At 66.7% G+C, this 16790-nt stretch carries 18 protein-coding genes; 7 read left to right on the top strand and 11 right to left on the bottom strand.

Annotated elements, in window-relative coordinates; all coding sequences use genetic code 11:
• Positions 1–20: 20 nt before the first annotated feature.
• Positions 21–971: a class I SAM-dependent DNA methyltransferase gene (locus tag C4N9_RS10855; protein ID WP_109533353.1), complete on the bottom strand. Its 951-nt coding sequence runs from the start codon at positions 969–971 to the stop codon at positions 21–23.
• A gap of 187 nt (positions 972–1158) precedes the next feature.
• Between C4N9_RS10855 and C4N9_RS10850 the strand changes: the two genes are divergently transcribed.
• Both C4N9_RS10850 and C4N9_RS10845 read left to right on the top strand, forming a co-directional pair.
• Positions 1159–2331, top strand: a complete 1173-nt coding sequence (locus C4N9_RS10850; protein ID WP_109533352.1) for a serine hydrolase domain-containing protein — start codon at positions 1159–1161, stop codon at positions 2329–2331.
• A gap of 317 nt (positions 2332–2648) precedes the next feature.
• Complete coding sequence (locus tag C4N9_RS10845; protein ID WP_109533351.1) at positions 2649–3029, top strand: DUF2237 family protein; 381 nt, start codon at positions 2649–2651, stop codon at positions 3027–3029.
• A gap of 78 nt (positions 3030–3107) precedes the next feature.
• Here C4N9_RS10845 and C4N9_RS10840 read toward each other — a convergent pair whose 3' ends face one another.
• Positions 3108–4145, bottom strand: coding sequence for a hypothetical protein (locus C4N9_RS10840; protein ID WP_109533350.1), 1038 nt, complete (start codon positions 4143–4145; stop codon positions 3108–3110).
• Between the two features lie 378 nt (positions 4146–4523).
• Between C4N9_RS10840 and C4N9_RS10835 the strand changes: the two genes are divergently transcribed.
• Complete coding sequence (locus C4N9_RS10835; RefSeq protein WP_109533349.1) at positions 4524–4952, top strand: group III truncated hemoglobin; 429 nt, start codon at positions 4524–4526, stop codon at positions 4950–4952.
• A 154-nt stretch (positions 4953–5106) separates the two neighbouring features.
• On the opposite strand, the gene C4N9_RS10830 is transcribed toward C4N9_RS10835, so the two are convergent.
• The 3 genes from C4N9_RS10830 to C4N9_RS10820 form a co-directional block, all read right to left on the bottom strand.
• Positions 5107–5421: a PepSY domain-containing protein gene (locus tag C4N9_RS10830; RefSeq protein WP_146195152.1), complete on the bottom strand. Its 315-nt coding sequence runs from the start codon at positions 5419–5421 to the stop codon at positions 5107–5109.
• Positions 5422–5563: 142 nt separating this feature from the next.
• Entirely contained in the window at positions 5564–6796 is a 1233-nt protein-coding gene (gene trpB, locus C4N9_RS10825; RefSeq protein ID WP_109533347.1) for a tryptophan synthase subunit beta, read from the bottom strand.
• 25 nt (positions 6797–6821) lie between these two features.
• On the bottom strand, positions 6822–7583 hold the full coding sequence (locus C4N9_RS10820) for an ankyrin repeat domain-containing protein (protein WP_146195151.1): 762 nt from the start codon (positions 7581–7583) through the stop codon (positions 6822–6824).
• Positions 7584–7832: 249 nt separating this feature from the next.
• Between C4N9_RS10820 and C4N9_RS10815 the strand changes: the two genes are divergently transcribed.
• Complete coding sequence (locus tag C4N9_RS10815) at positions 7833–8132, top strand: hypothetical protein (protein ID WP_109533345.1); 300 nt, start codon at positions 7833–7835, stop codon at positions 8130–8132.
• 7 nt (positions 8133–8139) lie between these two features.
• On the opposite strand, the gene C4N9_RS10810 is transcribed toward C4N9_RS10815, so the two are convergent.
• The 5 genes from C4N9_RS10810 to C4N9_RS10790 form a co-directional block, all read right to left on the bottom strand.
• On the bottom strand, positions 8140–8784 hold the full coding sequence (locus C4N9_RS10810) for a phosphoribosylanthranilate isomerase (RefSeq protein ID WP_109533344.1): 645 nt from the start codon (positions 8782–8784) through the stop codon (positions 8140–8142).
• Between the two features lie 7 nt (positions 8785–8791).
• Positions 8792–9175 carry a lipopolysaccharide assembly protein LapA domain-containing protein gene (locus C4N9_RS10805; RefSeq protein ID WP_109533343.1) on the bottom strand — a complete coding sequence of 128 codons (384 nt, stop codon included), beginning with the start codon at positions 9173–9175 and terminating at the stop codon, positions 8792–8794.
• Positions 9176–9187: 12 nt separating this feature from the next.
• Positions 9188–9487, bottom strand: coding sequence for an integration host factor subunit beta (ihfB, locus tag C4N9_RS10800; protein WP_109533342.1), 300 nt, complete (start codon positions 9485–9487; stop codon positions 9188–9190).
• 339 nt (positions 9488–9826) lie between these two features.
• On the bottom strand, positions 9827–11500 hold the full coding sequence (gene rpsA, locus C4N9_RS10795; protein ID WP_109533341.1) for a 30S ribosomal protein S1: 1674 nt from the start codon (positions 11498–11500) through the stop codon (positions 9827–9829).
• A 224-nt stretch (positions 11501–11724) separates the two neighbouring features.
• On the bottom strand, positions 11725–12357 hold the full coding sequence (locus C4N9_RS10790) for an NAD(P)H-dependent oxidoreductase (RefSeq protein WP_109533340.1): 633 nt from the start codon (positions 12355–12357) through the stop codon (positions 11725–11727).
• 138 nt (positions 12358–12495) lie between these two features.
• Between C4N9_RS10790 and C4N9_RS10785 the strand changes: the two genes are divergently transcribed.
• Both C4N9_RS10785 and C4N9_RS10780 read left to right on the top strand, forming a co-directional pair.
• The gene (locus C4N9_RS10785) at positions 12496–12873 is read left to right on the top strand and encodes a winged helix-turn-helix transcriptional regulator (RefSeq protein ID WP_109533339.1); all 378 of its coding nucleotides are present in this window, start codon (positions 12496–12498) and stop codon (positions 12871–12873) included.
• Between the two features lie 74 nt (positions 12874–12947).
• Positions 12948–14501, top strand: a complete 1554-nt coding sequence (locus C4N9_RS10780; RefSeq protein ID WP_109533338.1) for an AMP-binding protein — start codon at positions 12948–12950, stop codon at positions 14499–14501.
• A 210-nt stretch (positions 14502–14711) separates the two neighbouring features.
• Here the strand turns inward: C4N9_RS10780 and C4N9_RS10775 are convergent, their stop codons facing one another.
• Complete coding sequence (locus tag C4N9_RS10775; RefSeq protein WP_109533337.1) at positions 14712–15395, bottom strand: glutathione S-transferase family protein; 684 nt, start codon at positions 15393–15395, stop codon at positions 14712–14714.
• Positions 15396–15855: 460 nt separating this feature from the next.
• On the opposite strand from C4N9_RS10775, the gene rpiA reads away from it, so the two are divergent.
• Positions 15856–16638 (top strand): ribose-5-phosphate isomerase RpiA, encoded by a 783-nt coding sequence (gene rpiA / locus C4N9_RS10770; protein WP_109533336.1) that lies wholly within the window; start codon positions 15856–15858, stop codon positions 16636–16638.
• Positions 16639–16790: the final 152 nt, after the last annotated feature.

Raw genomic sequence — 16790 nt, 5'->3', positions numbered from 1 at the left:
CCGGACGGGAAGGTCAATGATCAGACCAGCGCCGCGTCCTCGCCGTCGCCCTGCAGGTCGCGCAGCGCCATGGGGGCGCTGGCGGTGACGATGAAGCCCTCGATCGCCGCGCCCCGGTCGTGGCGCAGCACCGCGCGCTCAAGCCGGATCCCGGTGAAGCCCGCCGCCGTCAGCACGCCCTGCAGGTAATCCTGCGAATGGGCGAAGCGGCGGCTTTCGCGCAGGGTGAGCGGCGCCTCACCCGCCTCGGCGCTGAAGGCCAGCACGCCGCCCGGCGCCAGCGAGCCCGCGCACCACGCGACGATGCGTTCCAGCGCGCCCAGATAGACGAAGACATCGGCGGCAAGGATCAGATCGTAGGTCGCGCCGATTTCCAGCGCGGACAGGTCGGCCTTGTCCAGCCGGTCGTAAAGCCCCTTGGCCTGCGCCTGCGCCAGCATGGCGGCCGACAGGTCACACCCCTCCAGCCAGTCGACCGAGCCGCGCAGCACCTCGCCCGCAAGCCCCGTGCCGCAGCCCAGATCCATCGCCCGCGCAAAGCGCCGCCCCGGATGCGCGCGCGACAGCGCATCACGCAGAAGCCATGGCGCGCGGTAGCCCAGCTTGTCGACCAGCGCGGTATCGAAACGCTCGGCATATTGGTCGAACAGCGCCTCGACGAAGGCTTGCGGCATCGTCTCGACCATCGGCACCTTGCGCGCTAGATCGCGCTTCAGCCCCGCGCCCAGCCGGTCGGCGGGATCGGCGGCGGTGGCGCGGTCCCAGGCGGCGCAGGCTTCGTCGGTGCGCCCCAGGTCGTCCAGCCATTCGCCCAGCCGGAACCAGCCCGCCGCCCAGAGCGGCGCAAGCTCGAGCGCCTGCGCCAGCAAGTCGACTGCGCCGGCCCGGTCGCCGCCCGCAGCCAGCGCCTCGGCAAATTCGTACCGCCGATCCACGATCAGATCGCCCGAGGTTGACGCCCAAGCCGCCATCGTCTGCCATGTCCAAAAGGGGGAGCCGGGGGGCATCACCTGCCCGCGCGGGACCCGGAAACACCGCCTGTCAGGCGCGGTGCAGCGCGCAGATAGGGCCGCGCCGCGTTCCGGTCAAGACGGCATGCACGCGACCCTTGCGATTGCCGCCCAGCCTGCGACATTGGCCGGATCGGAGGAGTGTGACATGCGCAAAATTCTCAGGCGGCTGGGTTGGGTTCTGGTGGTGCTTGTCGTGGTATTGGCCGCGCTGGGTCTTTGGAAACGCGACGAGGTCATGCGCCTCTGGGCCGTCAATTCGCTGTTCGATGCCGACCGCATCGTCGAGAATTTCTCGCAGATGGACACGATGTTCCAGTCCGTCCTGCTTGACGGCGGCACGCCTTCGGTCCTGCCGCAGGGGCCCGGCGCCGCGATGCCTGACGGGCTCGAGACATGGATGACGCAGCGCTCGGTGACGGGCATGGTGGTGCTGCATGACGGCGCCGTGGTGTTCGAAGAGTACCGCCTCGGCACCGGGCGCGACGATCTGCGCATCTCGTGGTCGGTGGCGAAAAGCGCGCTGTCGCTGCTGCTGGGCACGCTGGTCGCCGATGGCACGATCCCCGATCTGGACGTCCCCGTCACCGATTACGCGCCGGAACTGCGCGGCTCGGCCTATGCGCGGGCGACAATCCGGCAGGTTCTGCAGATGCAGTCGGGCGTGTCTTTCGACGAGGATTACATGGACTTCTGGTCCGACATCAACCGCATGGGCCGGGTGCTGGCCATGGGCGGCTCGATGGACGGCTTCACCATCGGCCAGACCGCGCGGCGCGGACCGCCGGGCAGCGACTGGGCCTATGTCTCGCTCGACACGCATGTGATCGGCATGGTCATTCGCGGCGCCACGGGCCGTTCGATCCCCGAACTGATGGATGAGCGCCTGCTGCGCCCGCTGGGGCTGGAGCGCGACGGCTATTACGTCACCGATGGCGACGGCGTGGCGTTCGTTCTGGGCGGGCTGAACCTGACGACGCGGGATTACGCGCGGCTGGGGCTTCTGGTCGCGCAGAACGGCGCGTGGCAGGGGCGTCAGCTGGTACCCCCGGACTGGATCGCGGAAAGCACCGCACCGGGGGCTTTCGAGGCCGAGCTGGGCACCGGCTATGGCTATCAATGGTGGCTCCCGCCCGAGGCGGAACCGGGAGAGATCTGGGCGCGCGGTGTCTATGGACAGGAAATCTGGATCGACCGCCCGCGCGGCGTGGTGATCGCCGTCAACGCCGCCGACCGGGGCTTTTCGACGCGCGAGGTCACGCTTGAGAAAGTCGCGCTGTTCCGGGCCATCGCCCGCGCGCTGTCGCCCGATCCGACATGAGCCCGGAACGCCAGAGCCGCGCGGGACACAACGGGCCGTGAACATTCCACACAGGCCGGCCAATCCATGCTAGGGTCGGGGTCACCACAGCCCCGAGGTGCCCGATGTCCCCGACCATGCTGACCCGCCCATTGACCCGCCTTACGGTTCTGACCATGCTCGTGCTCACTGCACCGACCCTCGCCATGGCCCAGCATGCCTGCGAGTCGTCGCGGCCCGTTTCCTGCCCCGAGGGCCAGAGCCTCGATGCCGACACCCAGACCTGCACGCCTTTACCCACAAGCTGAGACCGGCACAGCCGGCAAGGAAAATTTCCGATGAAGGAAGCCTCGATCAACGTGCTGGGCGGCGCGCTTGAAGATTGTTCGCGCGACCCGCTCACCGGCTTCTTCCGCTCGGGCTGCTGCGAGACCGGGCCGCAGGATCACGGCCTGCACACGGTCTGCGCCGAGATGACCGCCGAATTTCTCGCGCTGTCGAAATATCTGGGCAACGACCTGTCCACGCCGCGCCCCGAATACGGTTTCGCCGGGCTCAAACCCGGCGACAGCTGGTGTCTTTGCGCGGGCCGGTTCCTGCAGGCGCATGAAGAAGGCGCCGCGCCCCGCATCCGGCTGCGCGCGACGCATCTGCGCACGCTCGATATCGTGCCGCTTTCGGTGCTGCGCCTCTACGCGACCGACACGGCGCAGGGCTGAGCGCACCGCGGAAAAAACCGCGCGCAACCCGGAAGCTGCGCGCGGTCTCGCTTGCGGACCGAAGAACCGGAACCGGGGTCAGTAGCGCTCCATCCCGAGCGCCACGGGCACCAGGCAATCGCTCGACCCGGTATCACCCCCATGCTGGATCGCGACATAGGTGTCACCCGACTGCACCACGCCGCTGACATCGTGGACGACATGATCCCACAGCTGCGCATAGGAACCGCCAGCATCGCCGTTCCAGTCGCCATCGGTCCGGCGCGTCGACATCGGTCCCGAGATATAGGTGCCGTTCACCTGCACGTTCTCGGACGCGACAGCCGTTGACAGCGACAGGCCCGGATTGCCGTACTGGCCGTCCGATTGCGCGAAATGCAGGATCGTCGAATAGCTGTCGCGCGCGGGCCAGGGCGAGGCGGCATTCACGCTGAGCCCGTCATAGCTGTAGAACATCTGCCCCGCCATCGGCTGATCGTAGATCGACACATAGCGGTCGCCCGTGGTGATCACGAAAAGCGAAGCGCCGTTGATCGACGGATGCGAGACATTGCCCCAGGGCAGCGAACCGTCCGTGTGCCCGAAGGCCCAGCGCGGCACGGTCAGACCGTAGGTGCCGTTGCCGGTGATGATGTTCGACCCGACCCAAGTGCGGTAGACGGTGTTGTAGCTGCCCCCCCAGCACGGGCTGGCCCCCTGCCCGACCTGCGTGCCGGTCAGGCGGTAAAAGCCCGAACGGTCCGGGTAGAGGCGCTGAATGTACAGGATGCGCTGTCCCGGCCCCGGCTCGCCCGAGGTGATGATGTTCCAGTAAAGATAGCCGTTGCGGACCTCGGCGCCCGCGGGGATGCCCGAAATCTCGATCGCGCCATGGCCGCGGTTGCGCAGGCCCACGCCGCCGCTATAGAGCGCCGAGTTCGTCCAGTACTGGATCCAGCGCATCCAGCCGACTTCGTAGACCGCGTTGGTCGAGGTTTCGGGGGCCGCAGAGGTTCCGTCCTGCGCGACGGCCGGCGCCGCCGTCACGAGGCCTGCGCCCAGCAGGCAGGCGCCGAGCCACCGGGCGCCCCGCCCGATGGCGGCGGACAGGGGAAGGCTTTGGGTGAGTATGCTCATAACGATCTCCTTCTTTTAAATAACATTGCCCCAGCGTCACCCAAGCGGCCGATTCGCAAAAGTCCCGGCAACCGATCCGGCAGGAAAATTTACCGGGCGTTCATGGTTTGATCCCAGAATGTGAAAGGATTCAGGCGGCTTATTGAACAAGCGCAGGGAATTTGCGGTGTTTCGCAGATCCGCCCATACGCGCCAAGGCGGAATACGACACGTCCGTTTCGCGCGTTGCGTGTTCCGGGACGACCGGGCCGGTGGCTGCGTGCATGACCTCGACCTTTACCTCGACAGGCGGGGACGGGCCTGGCCAGGGCGCGACACCTCGGCGCGGGGGGCCTTGCGGATCTTGCCAAACATGCGCACCGGGCGCATGTCAGGAGGATGATAGAGCCGCGCTTTCCGATAACACCCGAACAGATCGACCTAGTCGTGACCGAGTTCTACGCGCTGGTGCGTCAGCATCCGGGGCTGGGCCCGGTCTTTGCGCGCCACGTCAGCGACTGGCCCGCGCATGAGGCCAAGATCGCCGGCTTCTGGCGCAACGCGATCCTGTTCGAACGCAGCTATGACGGCAACCCGATGCAGGTCCATGCGCGGGCGGGCGACGTGCGGCCCGGCATGTTCGAGCCGTGGCTCGGGCTCTTCGACATGGTGCTGCACAAGCATCTGCCGGCGGAAACCGCAACGGCATGGTCGGCGCTGGCGCACCGGATCGGGCGCAGCCTGCGCGCGGGGCTGGTCCCCGGGACGACCAAGGGCGTGCCCAATCTGCGCGACGATACTGGCTTCGGTCCGCCGATCCTGCGTTAAGCAATCTTCTGTCGGCCTGCCGGCCTGGAAAAACCCGCGGGCTCCAGAGGGGGCGGCCGAAGCGCGCGGGGTGGGCGGGCGGGAGCGTCGCTTCGGCCGCCCTGCCCTTTTCACTGACAAAAGGTCACGGGGCCTGCCCGCGAAGCCCGCGCGGTCATGCCGCCGGGGTCAGCGTCAGGCCGGGGATCATCACCGGGCGGCCGTCGGAATTCTCGATCTCCAGATCGCGCACCATGCCCGAGGCGCGGTCATAGGTCACGTCCAGCTCCATCCCGCCGCGCCGGGCTTCGACCTCGACCGTGGCGTCGTCGGACTCGACCTGCACGGAATCCCAGCCGCCCGACTGGAACTGCTCGCGCAGATGCTCGGGATCGAGCGGCGCGGCGCTCTGCGCCAGCAGCGGCGCGGCCGTCAGGACAGCAAGCGCCAGCGCGGAAGCAGGCAGCAGGGCGGCGATACGGTTGGTCATCATTGTCTCCTTCATGCGGCTCTGGCGTCTCTGCCAGCCAGTCCCGGACCAACGCGAACCTGCCCCGCCCGTTCCCGCCACGCCATGCAAAAGGCGGCCCCGGAGGCCGCCTTGCGCGTTGTTTCGCTGATCGGAACGCCGCTCAGACCTTCATGTGGACATCGAGATGCTTGGCCACCGTGAAGATATCCTTGTCGCCGCGGCCCGACAGGTTGATGACGATGATATGTTCCCTGGGCAGATCGGGCGCGATCTTCATCACATGGGCCAGCGCGTGGCTGCTTTCCAGCGCGGGAATGATCCCCTCGGTCCGGCAGCAGAACTGAAACGCGTCCAGCGCCTCGTCATCGGTGATCGAGACGTATTTCGCCCGGCCGATATCGTGCAGCCAGCTATGCTCGGGCCCGATCCCCGGGTAATCCAGCCCGGCCGAGATCGAATGCCCCTCCAGGATCTGCCCGTCCTCGTCCTGCAGCAGATAGGTGCGGTTGCCATGCAGCACGCCCGGGCGCCCGCCGGTCAGCGAGGCGCAATGCTCCATCCGGTCGTCGACGCCGTGGCCGCCGGCCTCGACACCGATGATGTCGACCGACTTGTCGTCAAGGAACGGGTGGAACAGGCCCATCGCGTTCGACCCGCCGCCCACCGCGGCGATGATCGTATCGGGCAGTCGGCCCTTGCCTTCGTGCTCTTCCAGCTGCCAGCGGGTTTCCTTGCCGATGATCGACTGGAAATCGCGCACCATGGCCGGATAGGGATGCGGGCCCGCCACCGTGCCGATGCAATAGAACGTATCGCGCACATTGGTCACCCAGTCGCGCAGCGCGTCGTTCATCGCGTCTTTCAGCGTGCCGCGCCCCGAGGTCACCGGCACCACTTCGGCGCCCAGAAGCTTCATGCGGAACACGTTGGGCGCCTGACGCTCGACATCGGTCGCGCCCATATAGACGATGCATTGCAGCCCGAACTTGGCGCAGACCGTCGCCGTCGCCACGCCGTGCTGACCGGCGCCCGTTTCGGCGATGATGCGTTTCTTGCCCATGCGGCGGGCAAGCAGGATCTGCCCCAGCACGTTGTTGATCTTGTGCGCGCCGGTATGGTTCAGCTCTTCGCGCTTCAGATAGATCTTGGCGCCGCCCAGCTCTTCGGTCATCCGCTCGGCGTAATAAAGCGGCGAGGGACGGCCGACATAGTGCTTCCACAGATCGTCCATCTCGGCCCAGAAATCCGGGTCGGTCTTGGCGCGCTCGTATTCCGCTTCCAATTCCAGGATCAGCGGCATCAGCGTCTCGCTGACGAAGCGGCCTCCGAAGATGCCGAAACGGCCCGTCTCGTCGGGGCCGGTCATGAAGGAATTGATCAGATCGTCTGGCATGGGGTCCCTCGTGTCTCGCTTCTGACTACTCTGTTCCGGTGGCCTGCTGCAACAAGGCAATCACGTCGATATACAAGGCACGCGGGTCGAAACCGCCGTCGAGGATCTCCTGCCCCTGCGGATCGGCGGAGAGCCGGGCCGCATGTTGCTCGATCACGCGCTCGACCCGCGCGAGCGGCGTCATGTTCTCGCTGTCGGGCAGCGACAGATCTGCGCCTTCCTCCTGCAGGATGCGCAACAATTCGATCTGCCCGCGCCGCGCGACACGGTGGCACAGCGTCTCCCACCCTTCAAGCGTGCGCCAGCGGGCCTCGGGCGACAGCCCGTTCTGCAAGAGCCATCGAAACACTTCGGGGCGCGGCGGCATCATCGCCTGATCCGCCAGGCGCCGCATATGCGGTTGCAGATCGACACCCGCCGCCTGAAGCGTGGCCAGCGTCTCGGGCGTCTCGCAGCGCGCATAGGCGTCTATCGGGCGGCTGCCCGCAGGCACGGCCGGAAAAACGCCGGCGTCATCGACCAAGCCCGAACCGCCGGCACCGGGCACGGTCTCGCGGTTCACATCCGCGCCGTCGGCGATCAGCGCAGCGATGCGGGTCGGCTGACACAGGCCGATGGCCTGCCTGAGCTCGGCATCCAGCCGGGCCGGATCCGCCGGCGCCGAGAGGTTGCGCCAGCTTCCGATCCCCAGCAGGAACACCAGCGCAACACTGCCGATCAACATGGATCCGCGGGTGAACGGCGACACGCGCCGGCTGCGTTTGGGCTCCTTGGGGGACGGTTCCATGTCGGCAAACCTAGCACCCGGGACACGGGCTTCAAGCCAGCGAAGGCGCGGCCCCGCGACATCCGGCACCCCGAGAGTTGCGACAGAATGTCCGGGTTTTCAGCGGGTTCGGGCCGGGGATGAAGTATTCCTCACATCGCCGTGAAACCTTTTGCGCTCTCACGCGTTTGTCAGGAAAGCCCCGCCGCGGCGATTTATCCTTCCGCAAGCTGGATCGCCGCGGCGCGGGCTCCTATCACGGAGTGTTCCATGCCCCGCCATCCGGCTTCCCTCGCGGCCTGCGCGCTGGCCCTCATGACCCTCGCGGCGCCCGCGCTCGGCAATCCTTCTGCCCCTGCCCCCACCCCCGACCCGCTTTCGGCCACGGGCCAGGTCGGCATCGTGTCGGCCGGCTTGCAGGCCAGCGGCCTGATCGTCACTTTCGCGCTGCCCGAGGACAAGTCCGACCCTGTCGCCCGCCCCACCGCGCGCATCGTCTCGCCCGCCGAGCTGGTGGAGGACACCGAGTCCAGCGCGCCCTTCGGCAAGATCGTCGAACGCGAAAGCTGAGCGGCGATCAGCCGTGCGCGGCCCCGACGAAGCGGGCGATCAGCGCGGCATCCTTGACCCCCGGCGCGCTTTCCACGCCCGAGGACACGTCGACCTGCCGCGCGCCGGTCAGCGCGACGGCCTCGGCCACGTTGTCGGGCGTCAGGCCGCCCGCCAGCATCCACGGCACCGGCCAGCGCCGCCCGGCGATCAGCCGCCAGTCGAAGGCCAGCCCGTTGCCGCCCGGCAGTTTGGCGTTCCGGGGCGGTTTGGCATCGACCAGAAGCATGTCGGCCACCCGGCCATAGGTCGTAAGCGCGTCAAGGTCGCCGTCATCGGCCACCCCCACCGCCTTCATCACCGGCAGACCGTGACGCGCGCGCAGGGCCTGCACGCGCTCGGGGCTTTCCTTGCCGTGAAGCTGCAGGATGTCGAGCGGCACCTCGGCCAGCACGGCATCCAGAAACGCATCGTCGGGATCGACGAACAGCCCGACCCGGGCCAGCCCCACGGGCACAGACAGGGCCAGCGCGCGCGCCTGCGCGGCGTTCACGTTGCGGGGGGATTTGGCGAAAAAGACGAAACCGCCAAAAGCAGCCTTGGCGGCGACCACGGCGTCGATATCCTGCGCGCGTGTCAGCCCGCAGATCTTGACCCTCACGTCAGCCGGCATCGCCTGCTCACGCGTCCTTTTCGTCAAGAATTGCCAGCACCTGATCGCGCGAGCCGTTGCCGGGCTTCGTCGTCGCCACCGCACTGCCGGTCGTCGTGGCAGGCGTACCCTGATCGGCGCGGATGCGGTCCAGCTCGCGGCGGTTCTGCTTGGCCTCGACGCGCACCGACCGTTCGCGCAGCCATTCCCAGACGAGCCCCAGAACCAGCCCCAGCCCGCCGGCCAGACCGACGATGATGAAGAGCGGCAGCGTGACCGAATAGCCGAAGCCCAGGAACGAGGTCACGGTATCGGGCCACAAGGCCAGCGTCACGGGCGCGCGATTGGCCAGCGCAATGGTGACGCAGAACAGGAGGACGATGGCAAGAAGGGCGTAGCGAAGGTATTTCATAATCTGGGTTGTCTACTCGTCGTTAGAGGTTTCCAGCCCGTTAAGCCTGTCACGCAGAAGCTTGCCGGTCTTGAAGAAGGGAACGCATTTCTCTTCCACTTCAACCGTCTCACCCGTCCTTGGGTTCCGCCCCGTGCGCGCATCGCGCTGTTTGACCGAAAACGCGCCGAAGCCTCGCAGCTCGACCCGTTCGCCGCGGGAAAGCGCTTCGATGATTTCGTCGAAGAAGGTGTTGACGATACGCTCGACGTCCCGCTGGTAGAGATGCGGGTTAGCCTCGGCAAGCTGTTGAATCAGTTCCGAACGGATCATTGCCCCCCCCGAGTGGCTTAAATTCTGGCAGCGGTCGCGCATCTTCTGCGGATGCGGTTTCGACGGTCCGACTATAGACCCTGTTTCAGGCCCGGCAACGAAAACCACGCAAAGTCGCAGGTTTGCGCCGTCAATATCGGGGATTGCCCGCGAAACGCAAGCCGCGAGCGACCCGGAGCGGGCGAATCGGTCTCTGGCAACGGCGTCGGTCCTGACCGGCGAGTCGCGCGGGGTCCGGTCGCCGGTGCAGAGGAAGCCGAAACGCATCGCGCGACGGAGGGCCAAAGAAAAAGCCCCGCTCGCGCGGGGCTTTTCCAGATCGTTTCCGGCCGGGGCCGATCAGTTGTTGCCGCGCAGGGCCGCACCGAGGATGTCGCCCAGCGACGCGCCGGCATCCGACGAGCCGTATTGTTCCACGGCTTCCTTCTCTTCGGCGATCTCGCGGGCCTTGATCGACAGGCCCAGCTTGCGGGCTTTCGAATCGACCGAGGTGACCCGGACATCGACCTTGTCGCCGGTGCCGAAGCGCTCGGGGCGCTGGTCGGCGCGGTCGCGGGCCAGGTCCGAACGACGGATGAAGGACTTCATGCCGTTGTACTCGACCTCGATGCCGCCGTCTTCGATCGCGGTGACTTCGACCGTGATGATCGAGCCGCGCTTCACGCCGTCAATGGCTTCCGAGAAGGTGTCGGCGCCCAGAGCCTTGATCGACAGCGAGATACGCTCGCGCTCGACGTCGACTTCCAGCACCGCCGCCTGGACCATGTCGCCCTTGCGGTATTGCTGGATGGCTTCTTCGCCGCGCTGATCCCACGACAGGTCCGACAGGTGGACCATGCCGTCGATATCGCCGTCGAGGCCGATGAACAGACCGAATTCGGTGATGTTCTTGACTTCGCCTTCGATGGTCGAGCCGGCGGGATGCGATTCCGCGAAGACTTCCCACGGGTTGCGCTGGGTCTGCTTGAGGCCGAGCGAGACACGGCGCTTGGCCGAGTCGATCTCGAGCACCATGACTTCGACTTCCTGCGAGGTCGACACGATCTTGCCGGGGTGCACGTTCTTCTTGGTCCAGCTCATTTCCGAGACGTGGACCAGACCTTCGACACCGGGCTCCAGCTCGACGAACGCGCCGTAATCGGTGATGTTGGTCACGCGGCCCTTGTGGACCGAACCCAGCGGGTAGTTGGCTTCCACCGAATCCCACGGATCGGCCTGCAGCTGCTTGATGCCGAGGCTGATGCGGTGGGTTTCCTTGTTGATCTTGATGACCTGAACCTTGAGGTTCTGGCCGATCGACAGGACTTCCGACGGGTGGTTGATGCGGCGCCATGCCATGTCGGTGACGTGCAGCAGGCCGTCAACGCCGCCCAGATCGACGAACGCACCATATTCGGTGATGTTCTTGACCACGCCATCCAGAACCTGACCTTCGGCCAGCTTGCCGATGACCTCGGCGCGCTGTTCGGCGCGCGATTCTTCCAGAATGGCACGGCGCGAGACGACGATGTTGCCGCGACGGCGATCCATTTTCAGGATCTGGAACGGCTGCTTCAGACCCATCAGCGGGCCGGCATCGCGCACCGGGCGCACGTCAACCTGCGAGCCGGGCAGGAACGCGACCGCGCCACCCAGATCGACGGTGAAGCCACCCTTGACGCGGCCGAAGATCGCGCCTTCGACACGCTCTTCTTTTTCGTAGGCTTTTTCCAGACGGTCCCACGCGGCTTCGCGGCGGGCCTTCTCGCGGCTGACCACGGCTTCGCCGCGGGCATTCTCGACGCGCTCCAGATAAACCTCGACCTCGTCGCCGACGGCGACTTCGGGGGCTTCGCCGGGATTCGCGAATTCTTTCAGCTCGACGCGGCCTTCCATCTTGTAGCCGACATCGATGATGGCCTGGCCCGCCTCGATGGCGATGACCCGGCCTTTGACGACAGTCCCTTCATTCGGGGTGTCGATCTCGAGGCTCTCGTTAAGGAGGGCCTCAAATTCGTCCATAGCAGTGCTCATGCAGATCAGTTCCTTTGGGTTCTGTTTCACTGGCCAGACGGTTGGCTCCGCCGGTCTTTGACTGCCCGGGTTCAATGCCGAAACGGGCGCCACCGGGACGCCCGTTGCAACGCTGCCTCGGGATGGGGGCGGCTATAGCCGCGCAAAGCCTGTCTGGCAAGGGGAAACCCGGGTTTTCGGCCCCTCGACAAAGCGGCAGCGCCCCGCCCGCGGGCACAACCCGGTCACGCCACGCGGGTGACCAGATCGTCCATCGGGCGGCGGACCTTCTTCATGTCGACCAGCCAGTCGCCCGACGTGTCGCGATAGCCCAGCGGCAACAGCGTCACCGAGCGCAGGCCGCGCGCGCGCAGGCCCAGGATCTCGTCGACCTTGTCGGCATCGAAGCCTTCCATCGGCGTCGCGTCGACCGCCTCGAACGCGGCCGCCGTGATCGCCTGCGAGAAGGCGATATACGCCTGCCGCGCGGCGTGGTTGAAGTTCTCTTCCGCCGGGCGCGGCAGATACATCGCTTTCAGACGCTCGTAATAGCCCGTCAGCGCGTCGCTGACCCCGCCCCGCTCGGCGCCGGTCTGCTCGACCACCGCGTCGATGCGCTCTTCGGTGTAGTTATCCCATGCCGCAAAAACCAGAAGATGCGAGCCATCGGTGATCTGCGCCTGATCGAACGCCGCCGCGCGAAGCTGCGCGCGGATCTCGGGATTGGTGACGACGACGATCTCGAAAGGCTGCAGCCCACTCGACGTCGGCGCCAGCCGCGCGGCTTCAAGGATCCGCTCAAGCGCTGCGTCGGGCACGGCGCGGTTGGGGTCCATTTTCTTCGTGGCATAGCGCCAGTGCAGTTTTTCGATCAGCATTCCGGTCTCCTTTCCACCGCCATCGGGGGTGGTATCGTTTTGTGACCGGGTGGATATGTGATACTTGTATCCGGGAACAAGAAGGCACAGATACGTCACCCGGTCACACAAGGGGAACCGGCCGCGAAAGGGTCAGCCATGAAAGACGTCGTTCACACGATCAGCACCTGCCAGCGCATCAATGACGTGCTCTCGCGGGTCGGGGACCGCTGGAGCATGCTGGTCGTCTACGCGCTGCGCGACGGTCCGGTGCGGTTCAACGCGCTCAAGCGCGAGCTGGGCATCTCGCAGCGCATGCTCAGCCTCACGCTGCGCAATCTGGAACGCGACGGGCTGGTCACGCGCCACTATTTCCCCGAGATCCCGCCCCGCGTGGAATACGAACTCACGCCGCTGGGCCACAGCCTGCGCGGGCCGGTGCGCGCGCTGACCGACTGGGCGCTGGCGCATCTCGACCATATCGACGCGGCGCGCGAAAGCTTCGACGCCCAGGGCGAACCCGCCGCCGGCGCGTGATCCCCGCGCAGGAGAGACGGAAAGGCTAGGCAGGGACCGCGCCGCTGTTAAGCTGGCGGCAGGGAGGACCAGCCATGATCATCATCCACAGCCCGCATCCCGATGTGCCGCTGCGCGATCTCAGCGTGACCGAATGCGTCTTCGAAGGGATCGCGCGCGACCATACCGTGCTGATCGACGGCCCCAGTGGGCGGCAGATGAGCGGGCGCGAGGTCATGGACGCGGTGAAACGACTGGCGGGCGGGCTGATCGCGAAAGGGTATGCGCCCGGCGGCTGCGTGGCGATCATGGCGCCCAACATGCCCGAATTCTGCACCCTGTTCCACGCCGTGGCCTGGGCGGGCGGCACCGTCACGCCGGTCAACCCGACCTATACCGCGCACGAACTCAACCATCAGCTCGTCGATGCGGGCGCCACGCTGCTGATCACCGCAGCCCCCTTCCTTGCCACCGCGCGCGACGGCATCAAGGGCACCGGCGTGCGGGAAATCATCGTCATCGGCCCCGGCCCCGACGGCGCGAACGGGCTCGATACGCTCATGGGCGAACCGCTCGGGGCGCAGTCGCCGGTGGATCCCGACACCCATGTCGTCGCGCTGCCCTATTCCTCGGGCACGACGGGGTTGCCCAAGGGGGTGATGCTGACCCATCGCAACCTCGTCGCCAATTTCGACCAGACGATGGCCATCGCCCCGCTTGACGCGGGCGAAACCACGATCGCCTTCCTGCCCTTCTTCCATATCTACGGGCTGCAGGTACTGATGAATTTCTACCTCGGCCGCGGCGGGACATTGATCACGATGCCACGCTTCGATCTGGAACAGTTCCTGACGCTCGCGCAGAAACACCGCACCCCGCGCATGTGGATCGTGCCTCCGGTGGCTCTGGCGCTGGCCAAACACCCGATGGTCGACAATTTCGACCTGTCGCATGTCGTGCAGATCAACTCGGCCGCGGCGCCGCTTGGCGCGGATATCGCCGAGGCGATGGGCGCCCGGATCGGCACGATGGCGACCCAGGGCTACGGCATGACCGAACTCAGCCCGGTCAGCCATGTCTCGCCCAAAGGGAAGGGTCGCGCTGGCGCCTCGGGCGTGACGATCCCCAACACGCAATGCCGCATCGTCGATCCCGAAACGCTGCAGGACTGTCCCAAGGGGACGGACGGCGAATTGTGGGTGAAGGGACCACAGGTGATGAAGGGCTATCTCAACCGCCCCGAGGCCACCGCCGAAACCATCGTCGAGGGCGGTTGGCTCAGGACCGGCGACATCGCGCATGTCGATGCGGACGGATACCTGTATATCACCGACCGGCTGAAAGAGCTGATCAAGGTCAAGGGCTTTCAGGTCGCGCCCGCCGAACTCGAAGCGCTGCTGGTGACGCATCCGGCGATCACCGACGCGGCAGTGATCGGCGTGCCGGACGCCGAAGCGGGCGAAGTGCCGATGGCCTTCATCACCGCTCAGACGCCCCCGACCCTGGCCGAGATCCAGGCCCATCTCGACGGCGAGATCGCGCATTACAAGCAGATCCGCCACCTCGCGGTGATCGAGGCCATCCCCAAATCCGCCTCGGGCAAGATCCTGCGCCGCGTGCTGCGCGACCGCGTCGCCCAGAAGGGCTGACCCGGTGACACGGGCGGATGGGAGGGGGCTGTCTGCCCCCTCTTGGCCTTGCGGCCAATTCACCCCCGAGGATATTTGAGGATCGAAGATGAGGGCCGGCCGGTTTTCATTCTGCCGAAAATACTCATGCCTTGCCGGGGCCGCCCCCTTCGCCGGGGGCGCGCGCGAGCGGGGCGGGTGGGTGGGAGCGACGCGCGCGCCCCTGCCCTGTCACAGCGCGCTGCCCTCGGGCGGATCGCAAGGCTGCGGCGCCGTGAACGGGGCCCGGCCCAGCCCCTCGGCCCGGATCGCGGCCGCAACGCTGGCGCGGTTTTCCAGCGCCCCGGCCATCGCCATCAGGCGCGGATAGCGCGCGGCGTCGAACCAGCGCGGCCCGGCACCATAGATCTGCGCCCAGCGCATCAGCGGCGCGAGATAGAGATCGAGCCCCGAGACCCCTTCGCCGCCCAGCCAGTCGTGGCGCCCGCATTCCGCTTCCAGGAGCGCGAAATGGCTTGCGAGCCGCGCCTTGATCCCCGCCAGCAGCGCGGCCTCGCCCCCCGGCGCGTAACGGTCGGGATAGAAGGCGATGCGCAGATCGGCGTGCAGCGTGTTCGAGGTGAAGAACAGCCATTTCAGGAACGCCCCGCGCGCGGAATCGCCCGGCGCCGGGGCCAGCGCGCCGTGGCGCTCGGAAAGCCATAGCAGGATCGCCGCCGTCTCGCTGACCGGCCCGTCGGGAGTCTCAAGCACCGGAATCAGCCCCGCCGGGTTGAGCGCGCGGTAAGCGGCGCTGTCCTGCGCGCGAGCCCGGCGGTCGACCAGGGCGGTGCGATAGGGCTGTCCCAGTTCTTCCAGCGCCAGCCGGATGATGAGCGAGGCGTTGTCGGGCGCGTAATGCAGGGTATAGATCATTCGTGGTCGCGCCGGATGAGGCCGGTGACCGCGGCGGCGGCCAAATCTGCACATCGCAAATCCTGCTCCCTTTTGCGGCACACCCCCTTCATGGACGCAGCATTCCGCGCAACCGCCGAGGATCAGGTAGCGAAATAGTTTTAGTGCGGATCGCACATGAAGGGGCTTGGGCATCGGGCCGCGGGCCATTCCGTCGCATAGAGTCCTGCCCCACCTTGATCAGCTTTGGTGCCGCGCTAGACGGGTTCAGCGCCTCGATCTCGCTCCAGATCCGTGCCACGCGCCTTCTCCCTGAACCGCTGGACAACCTGTACCTGCACCGAAGCGACCTTCCGCATCCGGCGAATTACCGTCAACGGAAAAATCCGTTCCGCCCCGCGGCCCGCACGGTGCTATGCGGCCCCTGTCCGCGCGCGGCGCGGCTTGCTATAACCCTTGCGACCGGATCAGGAGCCTTGCCATGTCCCTCCAGCTCACCCCTATCGACCGCGCCAAATACGCCGCCGCCCGACGGGCCGTCGACCTTGTCGAGGACGGCATGAAGCTGGGGCTGGGGACCGGCTCGACCGCCGCTTGGATGGTAAGGGCGCTGGCCGAGCGGGTGCGCGAGGACGGGTTGCGGCTGACCTGCGTGGCGACCTCGGCGCGGACCGGGCAGCTGGCGACCGAGCTGGGGCTGAAAGTGGTCACGCTGGACGAGGCGGGATGGCTGGACCTGACGATCGACGGCGCGGACGAGTTCGACACTGATCTCACGCTGATCAAGGGCGGCGGCGGGGCGCTTTTGATGGAAAAGATCGTCGCCACCGCCTCGGACCGGATGGTGGTGATCACGGATGCCTCGAAAGAGGTGAAGACGCTGGGTCATTTCCCGCTGCCGGTCGAGGTGATCCGCTTCGGCTGGCAGTCGAGCCGGATGCTGACCGAAGAGCTTCTGAGCGCGATGGATGTGATGGGCACGCAGGCGGCACTGCGGATGAACGGCGAGACGCCCTTCGTGACGGATGAGGGGAATTACATCCTTGATCTGGCGCTGGGCCGGATCGGCAATCCGCGCCAGCTGTCGCTGGCGCTCAACCAGGTGCCGGGCGTGGTGGAAAACGGGCTGTTCATCGATATCTGCGACGCGGTGGTGATCGGCTTCGGCGATGGGCGGGTCGAGATGCGCGACATCGCCTCGGGCAGCGTCGAGCACGAGAAGATCGTGTTCGAGGACGAGGACAACATCTTCCGCGATATCTGAGGCGGCGCGGGGCGCCCCGCGTGGGGCCGATGAGTATTTTCGGCAGAATGAAGGGGCGCGCTTCAGCGTCGGGCCAGAGCGCGGGACCTGAGCGCCGGGCGTGAGCTCTGAGGGGCGCTTGTCCTCTGTGCCCCGCCCGCTTAGGTAAGGGC

Origin of the sequence: Pararhodobacter marinus (assembly GCF_003122215.1) — a bacterium.
Classification (GTDB): Bacteria; Pseudomonadota; Alphaproteobacteria; order Rhodobacterales; family Rhodobacteraceae; genus Pararhodobacter; species Pararhodobacter marinus.
Note: the sequence above shows the minus strand (reverse complement) of the source record. Positions and strands in the feature narration are given on the sequence as shown.

Coding starts and splice junctions, on each gene's coding strand:
- ihfB (WP_109533342.1), bottom strand. CDS start 9,487: ATGATCCGTTCGGAACTGATTCAACAGCTTGCCGAGGCTAACCCGCAT.
- C4N9_RS10805 (WP_109533343.1), bottom strand. CDS start 9,175: ATGAAATACCTTCGCTACGCCCTTCTTGCCATCGTCCTCCTGTTCTGC.
- rpsA (WP_109533341.1), bottom strand. CDS start 11,500: ATGAGCACTGCTATGGACGAATTTGAGGCCCTCCTTAACGAGAGCCTC.
- C4N9_RS10810 (WP_109533344.1), bottom strand. CDS start 8,784: ATGCCGGCTGACGTGAGGGTCAAGATCTGCGGGCTGACACGCGCGCAG.
- C4N9_RS10850 (WP_109533352.1), top strand. CDS start 1,159: ATGCGCAAAATTCTCAGGCGGCTGGGTTGGGTTCTGGTGGTGCTTGTC.
- C4N9_RS10820 (WP_146195151.1), bottom strand. CDS start 7,583: ATGGAACCGTCCCCCAAGGAGCCCAAACGCAGCCGGCGCGTGTCGCCG.
- C4N9_RS10830 (WP_146195152.1), bottom strand. CDS start 5,421: ATGACCAACCGTATCGCCGCCCTGCTGCCTGCTTCCGCGCTGGCGCTT.
- C4N9_RS10855 (WP_109533353.1), bottom strand. CDS start 971: ATGGCGGCTTGGGCGTCAACCTCGGGCGATCTGATCGTGGATCGGCGG.
- C4N9_RS10780 (WP_109533338.1), top strand. CDS start 12,948: ATGATCATCATCCACAGCCCGCATCCCGATGTGCCGCTGCGCGATCTC.
- rpiA (WP_109533336.1), top strand. CDS start 15,856: ATGTCCCTCCAGCTCACCCCTATCGACCGCGCCAAATACGCCGCCGCC.
- C4N9_RS10790 (WP_109533340.1), bottom strand. CDS start 12,357: ATGCTGATCGAAAAACTGCACTGGCGCTATGCCACGAAGAAAATGGAC.
- C4N9_RS10815 (WP_109533345.1), top strand. CDS start 7,833: ATGCCCCGCCATCCGGCTTCCCTCGCGGCCTGCGCGCTGGCCCTCATG.
- C4N9_RS10840 (WP_109533350.1), bottom strand. CDS start 4,145: ATGAGCATACTCACCCAAAGCCTTCCCCTGTCCGCCGCCATCGGGCGG.
- C4N9_RS10845 (WP_109533351.1), top strand. CDS start 2,649: ATGAAGGAAGCCTCGATCAACGTGCTGGGCGGCGCGCTTGAAGATTGT.
- C4N9_RS10785 (WP_109533339.1), top strand. CDS start 12,496: ATGAAAGACGTCGTTCACACGATCAGCACCTGCCAGCGCATCAATGAC.
- C4N9_RS10775 (WP_109533337.1), bottom strand. CDS start 15,395: ATGATCTATACCCTGCATTACGCGCCCGACAACGCCTCGCTCATCATC.
- trpB (WP_109533347.1), bottom strand. CDS start 6,796: ATGCCAGACGATCTGATCAATTCCTTCATGACCGGCCCCGACGAGACG.
- C4N9_RS10835 (WP_109533349.1), top strand. CDS start 4,524: ATGATAGAGCCGCGCTTTCCGATAACACCCGAACAGATCGACCTAGTC.